The following is a 13362-nucleotide window of genomic DNA, read 5'->3' on the forward strand; positions in this document are numbered from 1 at the left end:
CGGTACCGCTTTACTGGACGCCCTCTAGCTTCGCGAGGCGTTCAGCGATCCGGCTGCCGGCCCGGCGCGACTTCGGCGTGTTGTCGATCCACCGCTTCAGTACGGCGATTTCCTCATCCTTCTGGCCCAGCTTCCGGTGCACGATGGCCGCCTGCTCCGTGTACCAGGGCGCAGGCTCCCGGCCGTCGCGGTCCCGTTCGGCCGCCTCGATGGCCTTGTAGCAGAGCACCAGTGCTTCGTTCAGTCGGCCTTCGCGCTTGAGCTGCTTGATCGGCTCCACGAGCTCCAGGTAGTGGACGCCATCTACCATGCCGCGCCTGAACTGCTGGGCCCGGGCGCCGCCTTCGCTCAGCGCCTCACGGACCATGGCGGTCTTCTGGTTATGGGAGTCGTTGATCCGCTCCTTTGTCGTCAGGGCCGGCGGGTTATCGCGGGTGTGAGCCCATTCCGGCTTGCCTTCACCCAGCCAGACGTACGCCTTGGCGAGCAGCTTCTTTCCGGGCGCGACGTGCAGTTGGTACGGGACAGGGTGGCTGGCCCCGACCGGCAGCGGAAAGTCCTTCGCGGCGTAGGACGGCAGGCACCCTACCTGCTCGCCATCCACCAGGACGGCGACGGCCTTTGGATCGATCGGGTTCTCAGGTTGGCGTTGCAGTTGCGCCTGGCCCTCGAAGTAGCCGCGCTCTGCCAGGCCCTTGCGGTGCGCGAGGGCGGCCACGGCGCTGGCGGCGAACGTCGTCGTGCCGGCCACCTCAACACACGGGTGGAAACCGATGGAGAACGTCACGACCGACCGAGCCGAAGCCGGCGGCGCTGTCTCTGCCTGGGTGGACTGCACTCTACCGATGGCTTCGCGAAGCCAGGAACCAATTCCCACGAATCCCCCTTGTCCTGCGGCCGCGCCGCCGGCCTGACTTTACCAATGAAGTCCGGCTACTGGCTGCCTTCAGGAGCAGCCGGCAGCTGCCGCCGCTTCACTTCCGAGGGCAGGAACATGCCTCCCATGGGTCGTTCTCCGCCGGGAACGCGGTTGAGCAGAAAGTCCGGGGGGAGGTCGTCGACCAGGCGCTGCTCCATCTGTTGCCGCCGTGACGTTTTCACGGCGAAGATGCGGGTCGTGTCCAGGGCGCGAAACGCGTCGATGGGCAGGACCGAGCTCTCGGGGGTTCCGAAGATGAGATGGTCGAAGTCCATGGTCCGGCTCCAGTGCTTCATGATGCGTGCCCGGATGTCCCCGGCATGGCCGACGTATGCCTGCATGTACCGGTCGAGCACCATGACATAGACGCCCTCGACGCCCTTCCAGACCGAGAGCTCAGTGACACGTTGCAGAGTGGGATGTTGCTCGAGCATCGCAGTGATGGTTTCCAGGAACCCACTGCCGGACAGCTGCCGGAAGAAGGCCATGTTCGCGTCGAAGTTCTTCAGCGCTGCCGCCCGGTATAGGTCGCAGAACTGGTCCGAGTAGATCCGGTGGTCCTCGTCCTCGTACATCCATGTCTCCGCGGCCCAGCGAGCCTCGGTGCAGTCCTCCCGCCGGCGCCACAGCGTGTTCCTCTTATTGGGTACGGCGTACTCGTGCCGCTTGAGCCGGTAACTGGACTTGCTGGCACGCAGGGTTTCGCCGAAATGCTTCACCGGACGGCGCCGCAACGCCCCGTAGCCATCATCCAAATTCATGCCGTCATCCCAATGTGGGCTTTCCGGGTCTTAGATGACCGTCCCGCTTTGTACTGCAGGCGGCGCGACCGGCGGGGGAGTCCCCGGGCCCAGACGGCAATCATCAGCCCGACAGTCGCGGCCCCGCCAGCGTGAACGCAAGGCGAGGACCATGCCCCCTCAGGGGTGGGGATGGCGATGGCGATCCAGACTGTGGCGACGCCCAGGAGCAACTCGACGCCGGCCTGCAGCCGGCGCTCGGGGCTGGCCAGCCGGACCAGTGGGATGACCGGCAGTAGGAACAGGCCAACGCTGGCCACGGGGTAGATGGCATTGAATGTGAAGACCACCAGTCCCAGCACCAGCAGCCCCAGGAACTTCAGCAGCTGGATGGGCCTCAGCGGCTTTTCCCCGGTCCACCGGCTCAGCAGCAGTCCCCACGCCGGCAGGCCGAGCAGCCATGAACCGGCCCAGAAGCCCATGTTCAGCAATGCCAGGGGGGCGAGCAGGGTGCCGGGCAGCAGGAACGCCACGGCCTGCCGCAGCGACGGGACCTTCCTGATCGGGCCGAAGATACAGGCCCCGATCAGCAGGTATGCGGTCACATAGCCAGGCAACAGCTCGATCAGCGACACTGGCCGCAATCCAAACAACAGGAAGGCTACGGCAGTGGTCATGACGCAGACTGCGGCCAAGGTCCAAGGGCGGTCCCACGCGGCGGGGTTCACCGCGGCACCAGCCGGAGCCTTCACTTTCGGTCGCTGAGGACTGCGACGCCCCGTGCGGTCTTGGCGGAGTAGTCATAGATGAGCACGCTCCGCACCGGCTCCTTCATGGCAGACCACATTGGGGAATCCATCACGAAACGCTGGGTGGCGCCGGTTCGGAACGGTCCAATCTCAATCATTCTTGTCGATGACAATTCCTGCCCTCCTGCGCTGGCGGTAAGAGCCCCGGGACTCAGCATGACCCGAAGGTCCTTGCCGGGTTCGGTTGCCATGTCGTCGAGCTGCAGAACTGCTCCGGACTCGTTGACCTCCAGAATGGCCGTGCCAGTGGTAGCGGCAGCCAGGGACTGGAACTCGCCCCGCATCGCGGAGGACACCGCCGGGGGAGTAGTGGCGGCCGTAGACGCTTCCACCCGCCGGCTCTCCTGGGTCTCCACCTGGTCTGTGTAGGTACAGCCGGTGAGTGCCACAACGAGGACCCCAGCGAGCAGCACACGTCGGATCAGTTCCATCATTCCCCCAATGATTCGTTTCCTTGGCACCTTACCGGAAGCCATGCAAAGCCGATGCCACAGCTGAGCGCCAAGGCCGGGTGGGTTCAAACCGCCTTAGCTGATCCTCTTTTGACCGCCCAAGGCAAACAGGGCCAGGTCCACCTGACGGGGAGACCAAGGGTGACCTCGACGTTCGGCCTCGGACGCCAGTCCATTGACGATGGCCATGTACCTCCCGTACCGCCCCCTTGCAGCGGACAGCGAAAGCCCAAGCTTTTCGAGCCCCGACTGGGCCCTCCGATCGTAGACAGCCATGCGGTCTGGGGCGGCCGCTGTAAGCAGAGCTGAGGCAAGGGCATCACCGCGGACGAAGCCTGGCAAGGCGCTCAGAGCTTTTCGGCCTTCAGCGGCTGCTGAGGCAATGTCCAGGGCAGCGTCGTTCACCGCTGAGACGGCGTGACCCGTGGTGTCGCGAACTTCGGAATCGGCCAAAGCCATGAGGTCTCGGACCCAACGAGTGTCGGCGCGGAGACGTTTCCAGAAGAGCAAAGCCCCGATGTCAGCCTTGCCAATCGACCTCGAACTGCGGATTCGGTCGGATACCTCGATGAGAACCTCGTCGTAGACCTCTGACGCCTCGGAGTGAAAGTCGGCATGTGCCTGACGGAGGAGGCTCCAGGTGTGCTCATTCAAAAGAGGCGCTATTGCATCAGGTTTTGTCATGGGCTGAGCCTCTCACACGACGTCGACTTTGATCACCGTAGGCAGCCCACTTGTCGGGGCTCAGTCAGCGATGTGAGAAGGCGGGCGTCAGAAGGGCCTTCTGGACCTGTGAGTCACTTACCCCATCCATCTTCACGCCATTAGGATCCGAGAAAATGACTTGATGAACACCCGATGCAGCTACGACATTGGTGCTGGGCGTGTTCTGTGTTTCGGTAGCGGCCTTCACAGGCATCATGTCTACGCCAAAACTTGTTGCGCCGCCCCCGACCCGCCGCGGGAAACATAACTTCACGCATACCCGGAAGCAGCCCAGCCGAACGTCTAGGTCGGGCAGTAACCAGGAGATCTCGGTCGAACCCTTCGCGGGCATGCTTTGCTCCAAAGGGCCGCTGCACATTCGTAGCGATAACGCCACGAGTACGCTGCAGCTGCTGCGGCTTGCACGTCAGCTCAGAAGATCTTGGCGGGGGGGGGGGGGGGGGGGGGGGGGGCATCGAGCTTGGGTATTAGCGTGGCTACACAGGTTAGGCTTCCAGTTGGTTCACGGCGAGGATGCCCACCACAGGGGAGGTGGTTCGGAGCGTCACGATATGGTCGTCGCGGATTTGGAGCCAGTACCGGGCGGGCGAGCCTATGCTGCAAGACTCAAGCATGAGCAGTTCAAGTGTTTCCCCGTCGCGGCGAAGCTGCGAAAACCCCACATCCAAATACTCGACGAGTGGAGCGGTCGCGGCCATAACCCGCTGCACTGTCCTGGCGGTCAGATCCAGCAGATACTGGCTGCCGGTCGCAGTGGTCACAAGGTAGCGGCCCGCATCGTCATTGCGTAGCTCTTGCACCATGGAGAGAGTGTAGCGGCGGCCTCAGACACCGCTCGCGGTGCCAGCGGAGTCCAAGCATGCCCGGCCTTGCCGTGATGCCTGCGAGTGCGTAGTGCCGAGGACAAGTGGGCTGTGTTTACCTGGAGACTGTTCCCACGCTAGTTCTGCACCACCCACTCGGCGCGGCTAAGAAAGCCTAATCCGGGATGTCTCCGCAGGCCCTTAATTCCGGCAGGAGACCCGACGATGAGGAGACCGACTGGCAGGCCCCGACTGATATTCAGTTGGTGAGCGCCAATGAGAACCGGCACGGCTGGGGCTAGCGGTTGGCGAACGTCCCGAAGGATTAGGAAGCCGCTTTCGCGCAGAAGTGACGGATCAGGGGATACTTCGCGGGCGACGAGCTCATAGACCGGCCATCCGGCCTCCCCGACTACTCGTTTGGCCGTTTCTATGACTTCCCTGCTGGCAGCGGGCCCGACACACGTAGCGATTGTCAGTAGGGAAGGTGTTCCTGGGCCAGCATGCAAGGAATAGGCCAGCTCGTGCGCCCACTCGGCCGCGTCCATGCAGCCTACTTTAGGTCAGCCTTCGCGAAGAAGCACGTACCGGAAGGTCCCTGATTTCGAGCGGTTCAATCCGAAGCGGAGGCTTGCCAGGCCAAACGAGCACTCCATTACCGTGACGGGAGTTTTCCATGTTGAGTACGTCTACCCTCGTGACCATTCCGCTCGGATGGCTCAAATCGTGGATGCGCCGCTGATGCCAGTGGCCGCAAAACAGATGAGGCACTGCCAGCGCATCGACTACTTCTCGCAGAAGCCCGCGGGTCCTGTTCGCCTTCTCACTTAGTTCTGCACTGAGTTGAAAGTCTCCCCTCAGCGGAACACCTTCAGGCGCATCGTGCGTTACTAGGATGTCGACAGGACCACCGGCGATGAGGGCTTCAGCTTCCTGACGGGTGGGCTCCTCATTCGACCACCAATCCTTCCCCTCGACCCTGTACTCATAGTCGACGCTGAACGCGCCGCCCAGGCCCCCGACGACAAGGCCATCGATGATGGTTCTGCCGCCACGGGGTAGTACCCGGATGTTTGGTCGGATGGTTGCCAAGCCGTCATCTTCGACGACGAGCTTCTCAATCGTGTCCCAGTTGTCGTGGTTGCCACCTGAGACGACAAGCGTGACCCCCAAGTCCGTCAGGTACTTGTTGAGTTTTGCCTCGTAACGCCCCCGCTTAGGGGCCCGGCCAGTCAAGCCCGAAGTCCCCTACATGGATCGCAGTGCGGACGCCTTCCCGTGCTGCGGAACGAATAGCTGTCAGAGCCCAACCGGAGGCGCCGTGCCAGTCCCCGAAGAGCGCTAGGGGATGAGTTTCAGGCATATAGCCAGCATACGCAGCTGACAGGTTTCATGTTCCAAATTTTAATACTTCTATTTCTTCTAATACTTCTATTTCCTGTACGCAAAGAAATCTAGTTCAGAGGCAAAATCTTTCTATTGCTCTTGCAAATTGGTGTGGAAGGCGTAGCTTTATTGAAGAACCTTATTTTTGCGCTGCCTGGACCGTCAAGAGTCCTCGCTTGGTGGTTTGCAGCTATGGCCCTATTTCAAGCGGGATTAGACTAACTTCCCTCGGCCTTAGCCGAATGCAAGCTCAATTCACATATGCCAGACGAAGCTCGTGGTCTACGACTTCGTGAAAGGGCAAATTTAAACACCGCGTCTTCCGTCCTCAGCTTATGGCGAGAAGACGAATCAAGAGAACGATCAAAAAAGTGCCCACCCTACACAACAATCCGTACGCTGACGTCGTCAACGACACGCCCTATCCTTTGTTGATCACCAAGGGGAAGGGCGGAAGGCGCAAGTGGTGGTTTCTGAATGAACCCACCCGCGACTTGGATCCGGTCACCTTTGAACCGTGCCGAAGTAGTAACGAGTTTCCGCACAGGCGCAACTATCCTGGGCTGTATCCCTTCGGCGAAGATCGACACATGGTCATGTTCGAGTCGCTGACCGAACTCGCTTGCCTGATGGAGTTGGATCACAGGGGAGAAGTCGTGCGTGTCGCCGCGCAACCCTTCGGCCTTGTGTTCGGCGACCGGACCATTCACTACCCTGATTTCGCCGCACGGCTCCGCGATGGGACGACCTTGGTTATAGATGTCAAGCCTCTGGAATTTGCCACTCACGACAGGTTCGTCCACGCCGCCGTTCTTACTGAAAAGGCCTGCGCTAGTCAGAAGTGGCGATATTGCATTATGCACGGTTGCCAAGGGTGGCAGAGAGACAACCTCGAATGGATGTGCGCTTTCAGATACGAGGAGTACATTCCTGCCCCAGCTTTAGCGACTGAGCTTGCTGACTTCTTGGCGGTACCGCGGACGATGGAGGAAGCAGCCCTTCGTCTCGACCCCCGTGCAGACCTTGGCATTGGCTACGCGCTGCTATCGAACATGATGTTCCACCGCCGCGTCGTGCCGCTCGAGCAGGGCCCCTTATACCCCGGTCTCATGGTTATTGCAGGAGATGGGAAAGGTAAGAAATGAACATCTTTAGTATCGGCGACGTGGTGACGTATTTGGAGCGACCGTGGGAAATCACAGACATCGCTGGAAGTGTCCTAGGCCTTTACGACGCTGACGGGGACGAGAGATTGAGCGCGTCCATCAGCCGAGTGGCCCAAGAGAACCCGCCCAGCGATCGGCTCAGCCAAGGGACCGCAAAGCTGAATGCAGCCGAGTCGGAACTCAGCCGCAACGGAAGCAAGCCAAAACAGCAGACCGAGATCCTGAAGGACATCGAACGCAGCCTTGTCGACATCGAGGAAGTAGCCCTAGGTAAACCGGCAGGAGCAGAAAGCTACCGGGAAGGCTACGGCTTAGGTTCTTCGACCTGGTCCCGCGCGGGTCTCAAAGCGGCCGAGTTAGCAGCACTGGGCGAGCAATTGAAGTCACGGGATCCGCAGCTGGCCAAGAAAGTGGCCGTATCTCGTTCAACGCTGTTCCGCCGAGCAGCAGCCTATTTGCAGGACGGTCCGGCGGGCCTGATTGACGGACGCAAAACGGTTAATCACAGAGTGACCGATGGAATCGCCCCGGAAGTGCTGGAAGTCTGTGCACGTGTTATCAAGGAACTTGTGCGCCGGCCAAGGGTGAGTAAAAGACAGCGCGTCGATATGGTCCGGGGGCGCTTAGAGAAAATGAAAGAGAGAGACTTCAGCATTCCGGGGGACCGGCGATTGAAGCAAATCCTGGACGAACTCTCCCATGGGATGTATTTGGATGGCGATGCCGCAAACCGCCGCTCAGCAGCTAACGCCCCGAATTGGATGTATCGCTCCCATCCGGCTCTAATGCCGGGATCCCGCATGCAGGTGGATTCCACCCGCCTTGACATAATGCTTATATTTCCTGACGGCTCGGTTCAAAGACCCGATGCGTCCATGATGAGCGACCAAGGAACCCGAACAGTAAGCGCCTTCGCGTTGGCGAGGGATATATGTGGAGCGGATCTTGCCTTCATGATCGCCCAGGCGATGACGCCGCGCCCCCGCTACGATTTGCCAGAGGAGTTAAAGAACCGGTGGGAAACGGGGCGCCGGGACTTGCCCTGGGTTCAGATGTTCGATCTCGAAGAGCGGGGCCGCTTTGACGGAATGGTCCCGCTGATCCGGCCCCGGCTCATCATGACCGATAACGGACGCGATTATCGCTCGAATGTCGTGGACGCGACGTGTCGGCAGTTAGGCATCACCCTCGTCAGGGCAGCGCCATATTCCCCCACAGATAAGGGAATTGCCGAGCGCTTGTTCGGGACACTGAAAACCATGTTCTTGGCGCACTTGCCGGGGTTCACCGGGGGCTCGACCTCAAGTGGGGGCGACAAGAAACCGAACAGGAAAGACTTGTTGACCTTGGGAGAATTTGCCTGGTTACTGGACAGGTGGCTTGTCCATTACTGGCAGAACACACCCACGGACGGGTTACGCGATCCCCGCTTGGGCGGTGGTGCTCTCTTGAGTCCAAATGCAGAATACCGGGCCATGTTTCCCTATGTCGGATTTGTACCCAAACCGCTGAGCCGCAAAGACTACGTTGGGCTCCTGCCTGTCGTTACCCGAACAATCCAAAATGACGGCATCCAGATCGAATACCGAATGTACGACGCTCCGGGCCTGGGGCACCTCCGGCAACGCACGTCAGGTACTGAGCTGAACGGAAAGTGGGAGGTTCACTACATGCCAGCAGATCCAAGGGTTGTCTGGGTCTATGACCCAGCCGTCCAGGACTACATCGCCTGCGATTGGAAAGAGGACCGGCTCGACAAGCCGTTTTCAAAAGACGTCCGTGATCTCGCACTTCAAATTCTCGATGATGGAGGCGTGGATCCTGCCTTTACCGAGGCTTCAACTACGAGGAACTTCCTTGAAGTTGCGCTGCAGGAGCTCAGGCGGCAGCGGAAGAAGCAGGCAGCTATGGACCTCGAACGTGGAATCCAGGACGCACAGCGGGGGACCTTGCCCAACATGGTTAGCCTACACGGTGAGGAGGGTTATTCATCTCCGGTCGATGAACACGTCCAGGAGGTAGATGACGAAGCCGACGACGACGATCTAGATGGCTTCGAGGGTGTGAACGGGTGGGGAACATGATGGAATACCCCCTTCGTATGCGTAGCGGGCTGGACCTCAAAAACCACCGCGGATTTACAGAAGAGCTCCTAGATCATGGTAGGCGTACTACCCCGGTGAGCGTTAACGAATACTTATCCCTGCCTTCGCTCCAAAGGATTGCATTTGACGACATGCGCCGGCGAATCATCACTCGTGGAGTAATGGTCAAAAACGACTCATACCTGAACGTGCAGGGGGTGCTCGCTAGGGTCATGCGCGAACACCAGTATGCCAGCGGTGGCGGTCATGGCGTGCTCGTGACCGGAGACTCGTACACGGGCAAAACAACCGTCGCCCGAATTCTAATGCTGGACCTGCTGACACAACGCCTGAATCAGGATCCTCGCTGTGTTGAACGCGGTGAGGTGCCCGTAGCCTACGTGAACCTTCCCTCGACCGGAACGCCATTGGGGCTGTATCGAATGATCGCCCAGTTCTATGGGCTCCCGATCGGCCATCGCGAAACCGAGGCACGGTTAGAGGGAATGGTTCAGCACGCGATCAACGACTGCCGCACAGAATTGCTCGTGATAGATGACGTTCATAATCTCAAGTACGGCGGAGCGCATTCCCGTAAGGTCAGTGCAGCCATCCGACGACTCGGCGATGACATAGATTGCCCCATACTCCTGATAGGAATCGGGCTGCAGAACACCAACTTGCTTAGCGGACCGGAAGGAGCACAGATTGCAGAGAGATACCGGGTGGCGGAAATGGTTTCCTACGAGAAGAGGAGTTCCAAGGGTTGGAAAATGCTCGTCAGCAGCCTTGTCAGCTCGATGCCCCTGTTCGGTGAAAACCAACTTGGGCTAAAGGCCCTAGGCGCTGACTTGCACACACTTACGAACGGCCGAATAGGTGCACTCAACTCGCTCGTCAGCCGCGCGGCACTGGACCTCATAGATCTTCGTAAGCCTGAAGATGAGGTCCTTACATTCGGAATTGCGAAGGATAAAGCGGCAGAAATTGCCGAGGAAAGTCTCTTCAAATCCGCTATGCGGCGTGGAGCGCACATTGGACATTGAAGAAGTCGGCGACCTGCCTCTGACTATGACACCAGTTCCTTTTCCCGGGGAAACTGTCGCAAGCTATGCGGCACGGTTAGATGGCGCGACTGCCGCCCACCAGGGGCACCTCTGGCGCCTTGCCGTTTCGACCTACAGACAAAACCGAAACCTACCTGCCCGTAGCCGCATCAGTCAGGAGATTGCAGAGCGCGAAGCACTAGCTCTCTGCCGCAAAGTAGCCGGGAGCATGGCCGACAGACTGGTACTACAAGGGCGCACCTCAAGGACCGTGTGGCATGCGTGTCAGAACTGCAGCAATGGAGCGATCCTCTCGCTCCACCCAGACCACGGACAACTGGTCTGCCCCGTCCACCAAACATGGACCGGACCAACAGTAATCACGAGCCGGAATACGCCTCCCCCTTGGGCTATCCCACCGCCGGCGGCAGAACATTCGCAACCAGTGGGCAAGGAAGTTGCAGAAGCCGCCGCACGCATCGGCCTCAGCAGCGCGCCGAGGCTAATCATCGAGGAAGTACTTCGCCGAGCAGCGTCCGCGGTCCGAAACGAAAACAACTCAGAGCCAAAGCCCGGAGACCTCACAGCAGCGGCGGCCATACTCGAATCCGTTACAGATTCAGGCGTCATTCACGCCATTAGTGACCACACTCGGCCGTACAGTAACGCGTACGACGAAGTCTCGCGAAGGATGTCTGAGGCTGCAAATCCCGTCGGAGACGCTGGTACAGATCAGGCTTGGTTAATGCTCCGGTGGACAGCGGCCGCCAGCCGGTATCGATTCGGAGGTGAATGGAACACAGAAGACCCTTGCCCCCTGATTGACCCTGTTGATGTGAGAAGCAGCGCGGGGCCACCTCTGCAACCTTTCCATACATTCCTTGACTGCCTTCGAGCACGCGAGAGGCAAGACCAGCAATGGTGGGACGATCGATACCGGCAGAGAGGAATCATTACGCGATACCTGTGCCCGGCAGGACACGTGAGCCGACGACACCCCCCGAAAAACAGTTTCCGTGATCCCTACGACACCGCCTGCTCGATTTGTTCCGGTCGTCAGGTGTACGCGGGATACAACTCACTCGCTGACAGGATGCCCTGGCTAGCTGCCGAGTGGGACCATGACGCAGATCATGGACCAACGCCATGGACAGTGTCAACAGGCAGCAATAAATTAGGGCACTGGATTTGCCCGCAAAACCACCATTATGACGCAATCTTCGCTCAACGTGCCTCGAGGGGAACCGGCTGCCCCCACTGTGGATTTGGCAAAGTACTCGTAGGCACAAATGACCTCGCTACCACTCACCCCGAGTTAGCAAAGTTGTGGGACTCTGAGAGCAATAGAAAGACACCCCAACAAATCTCAGCAGGAAACGCAAAGGATCGCATCAATTGGCGGTGCGCCCAGGGACATCGCTTCGTTCGGACACCTGTCCGCCTTGTTTCTTCTGGCGGTCGCTGCAACATCTGCACGGGCCGCACTCTACTAACGGGCTTCAATGACTTGGCCACAAAGCGGCCGGATGTCGCGGCACAATGGCACCACACCCGCAACGGGACACTAACCCCCGATCAAGTCCTGGCCGGGTCAGACACGAAGGTGTGGTGGGTCTGCCCCAATCGCCATGAATTCGAACGGCGAATCTCAAACCGCTGCAGGTACCCGAAACTCACGTGCCCTGTGGAGACAGGGAAGATCCTGCAGCCTGGGGTGTCCGACCTCGCCACACTCGAGCCGTTACTAGTCCGCGACTGGGACCACGATCGCAACGGCTTTGCTCCTGCAGAAGTGGTGCCAGGAACAAGAAAATATTGCTGGACTTGCCCAGCTGGCCACACCAAACATGTCTCCGTCGTCAACAGGCGCAGGGCAGGAGGATGCACAAGCTGCCCGCCCGCCAGCCGGGCATTACCAAACAAGGTGCGGCAGCGCCGCTCCGGCGGGTCCGGATCCTAGACGGGGCAGGCGCACACTCCCCTCGGACACATAGCGCCACGTGCGGGGTTCATTGCTGCCGCCTACTGAATGCCCCCGCACACTACAGGGCATGCGGGGTCGTTCTTTCTAGAGGAAAGTGGCTTGTATTCCCAAGGAGCTCAACATGCCCGTTAACATAGACCTAGTGTTTTGGGCGGCCTGTTCACGCAGTCTCGATTCCTCCGCGGCAGAGGCCAGCTTTGTTTCGGCAAGTTTAAAGAACTGTGCCTGTTGGGGCGCCTCCATGGCGTCGGCGATCCGATCCAAAACACCGCGGTCCTGGCTGAACACATATGAACGATCATGGTCCAGGTTGGGCTTGTCCAGCTGTGGCTCGGGCAACCGAACAGTCACCGACTTCCCGTCGGCTGACAGTGTCAGGTCGTTGTCCGCGAAACCAGAGAGATCGACATAGGCGTCGACCGTGCCGGCGGCAACGAACAGGGTCCGCCGTCCAGTAATGAGGGTTGGGATGCCAGCGATGTTGTCCTCGACGTCCAGCACTGTTTCAAAGTTACCCACGGCGGCGTGATACTGGCTGATGTCTTTGATCGACTTCAGCAACGCGGGCTGGCTCCGGTCGGTCCGTTGCGACTGAAATGGGTTGAACCCTGCCATATTCGATACGCCCACTACGGCTAATCCCAAGATGATGGTGCCGACCAGCACCATCATGATGCGCTTGATCACTGGATGTGCGTCCTTTGCGGCGTCCCGGCATTCACTGCCGAAAGACGAGCACGATCCAGTCCTCGAAGGATCAGCTCACCAGCAACTCCGAGGCCGAGCAGCGTCAGAAGGGTGCCGTTCCGGGCGGAGCTGGCGGCGATGTAGGTGTTCTGCGTGGCTGTGATAGCAGCAATATCGTTGGCGTACCAACCGTTGACCACCGACTGCTGCGGGGCTCCCTTTGTTTCCCCGTTATTGACATCGTTCTTGACGCTTGCAGCAGCGAGGTCGGACTTCCACTTGGAAGGGCTGCCGGCGTCGACTGCAGCAGGTCCGGTGCCGACCCAGGTCAAGATGAACAACAATCCGAGGACTGCGCCCAAGATGACACGGGTCAGCTGGATTGGCCCTGCGGACGCTGCAAATTTTCTAATCCGGCCTTTACTTTTGCCGACGTTCACTTGGGGAGCGCTCTCCGGGGCAGGAGGAACGGCGGGGATGTTGTAGCTCGTAGGCGGATCGTAAGACGACATAGTTTTCCCATTTTCGTGATTTGTTGCTTGCTGCCCGTTGGCAGAAGA

13 protein-coding genes are annotated in these 13362 nt (G+C 59.6%); 4 read left to right on the forward strand and 9 right to left on the reverse strand.

The annotated features are described in order from the left end of the window. Positions 1-10: 10 nt before the first annotated feature. The 7 genes from QFZ60_RS08635 to QFZ60_RS08665 form a co-directional block, all read right to left on the reverse strand. Positions 11-877 (reverse strand): hypothetical protein, encoded by an 867-nt coding sequence (locus QFZ60_RS08635; RefSeq protein WP_307089752.1) that lies wholly within the window; start codon positions 875-877, stop codon positions 11-13. A 56-nt stretch (positions 878-933) separates the two neighbouring features. Further along, complete coding sequence (locus QFZ60_RS08640) at positions 934-1680, reverse strand: hypothetical protein (protein WP_307089754.1); 747 nt, start codon at positions 1678-1680, stop codon at positions 934-936. Beyond that, entirely contained in the window at positions 1677-2336 is a 660-nt protein-coding gene (locus QFZ60_RS08645; RefSeq protein WP_307089756.1) for a hypothetical protein, read from the reverse strand. Before QFZ60_RS08645 ends, QFZ60_RS08640 begins: the two co-directional genes overlap by 4 nt. A 71-nt stretch (positions 2337-2407) precedes the next feature. Then, on the reverse strand, positions 2408-2902 hold the full coding sequence (locus QFZ60_RS08650; protein WP_307089758.1) for a DM13 domain-containing protein: 495 nt from the start codon (positions 2900-2902) through the stop codon (positions 2408-2410). A 93-nt stretch (positions 2903-2995) separates the two neighbouring features. Then, positions 2996-3604 (reverse strand): hypothetical protein, encoded by a 609-nt coding sequence (locus tag QFZ60_RS08655; protein ID WP_307089760.1) that lies wholly within the window; start codon positions 3602-3604, stop codon positions 2996-2998. Positions 3605-4131: 527 nt separating this feature from the next. Then, entirely contained in the window at positions 4132-4449 is a 318-nt protein-coding gene (locus tag QFZ60_RS08660) for a hypothetical protein (protein WP_307089762.1), read from the reverse strand. 558 nt (positions 4450-5007) lie between these two features. Continuing rightward, on the reverse strand, positions 5008-5685 hold the full coding sequence (locus tag QFZ60_RS08665; protein ID WP_307089764.1) for a metallophosphoesterase: 678 nt from the start codon (positions 5683-5685) through the stop codon (positions 5008-5010). Positions 5686-6206: 521 nt separating this feature from the next. Between QFZ60_RS08665 and QFZ60_RS08670 the strand changes: the two genes are divergently transcribed. The 4 genes from QFZ60_RS08670 (at position 6207) to QFZ60_RS21660 (ending at position 12091) form a co-directional block, all read left to right on the forward strand. After that, entirely contained in the window at positions 6207-6980 is a 774-nt protein-coding gene (locus QFZ60_RS08670) for a hypothetical protein (protein WP_307089766.1), read from the forward strand. Next, positions 6977-9085 carry a Mu transposase C-terminal domain-containing protein gene (locus tag QFZ60_RS08675; protein WP_307089768.1) on the forward strand — a complete coding sequence of 703 codons (2109 nt, stop codon included), beginning with the start codon at positions 6977-6979 and terminating at the stop codon, positions 9083-9085. Before QFZ60_RS08670 ends, QFZ60_RS08675 begins: the two co-directional genes overlap by 4 nt. Positions 9086-9180: 95 nt before the next feature. Continuing rightward, positions 9181-10131: a TniB family NTP-binding protein gene (locus QFZ60_RS08680; protein WP_307089770.1), complete on the forward strand. Its 951-nt coding sequence runs from the start codon at positions 9181-9183 to the stop codon at positions 10129-10131. A 1093-nt stretch (positions 10132-11224) separates the two neighbouring features. After that, positions 11225-12091, forward strand: coding sequence for a zinc-ribbon domain-containing protein (locus tag QFZ60_RS21660; protein WP_373427716.1), 867 nt, complete (start codon positions 11225-11227; stop codon positions 12089-12091). A 108-nt stretch (positions 12092-12199) separates the two neighbouring features. Here QFZ60_RS21660 and QFZ60_RS08685 read toward each other — a convergent pair whose 3' ends face one another. Together QFZ60_RS08685 and QFZ60_RS08690 are read right to left on the reverse strand one after the other, a co-directional pair. After that, complete coding sequence (locus tag QFZ60_RS08685; protein WP_307089772.1) at positions 12200-12802, reverse strand: DUF4230 domain-containing protein; 603 nt, start codon at positions 12800-12802, stop codon at positions 12200-12202. Then, positions 12799-13314, reverse strand: a complete 516-nt coding sequence (locus QFZ60_RS08690) for a hypothetical protein (protein WP_307089774.1) — start codon at positions 13312-13314, stop codon at positions 12799-12801. Before QFZ60_RS08690 ends, QFZ60_RS08685 begins: the two co-directional genes overlap by 4 nt. Positions 13315-13362 lie beyond the last annotated feature (48 nt).

This window comes from Arthrobacter sp. B2I5, assembly GCF_030816735.1.
GTDB lineage: Bacteria > Actinomycetota > Actinomycetes > Actinomycetales > Micrococcaceae > Arthrobacter.

Excerpts from the sequence above, each read along its gene's own strand:
- QFZ60_RS08640 (WP_307089754.1), bottom strand. The coding sequence starts at position 1,680 with ATGAATTTGGATGATGGCTACGGGGCGTTGCGGCGCCGTCCGGTGAAG.
- QFZ60_RS08645 (WP_307089756.1), bottom strand. The coding sequence starts at position 2,336 with ATGACCACTGCCGTAGCCTTCCTGTTGTTTGGATTGCGGCCAGTGTCG.
- QFZ60_RS08650 (WP_307089758.1), bottom strand. The coding sequence starts at position 2,902 with ATGATGGAACTGATCCGACGTGTGCTGCTCGCTGGGGTCCTCGTTGTG.
- QFZ60_RS08655 (WP_307089760.1), bottom strand. The coding sequence starts at position 3,604 with ATGACAAAACCTGATGCAATAGCGCCTCTTTTGAATGAGCACACCTGG.
- QFZ60_RS08660 (WP_307089762.1), bottom strand. The coding sequence starts at position 4,449 with ATGGTGCAAGAGCTACGCAATGACGATGCGGGCCGCTACCTTGTGACC.
- QFZ60_RS08675 (WP_307089768.1), top strand. The coding sequence starts at position 6,977 with ATGAACATCTTTAGTATCGGCGACGTGGTGACGTATTTGGAGCGACCG.
- QFZ60_RS21660 (WP_373427716.1), top strand. The coding sequence starts at position 11,225 with ATGCCCTGGCTAGCTGCCGAGTGGGACCATGACGCAGATCATGGACCA.
- QFZ60_RS08690 (WP_307089774.1), bottom strand. The coding sequence starts at position 13,314 with ATGTCGTCTTACGATCCGCCTACGAGCTACAACATCCCCGCCGTTCCT.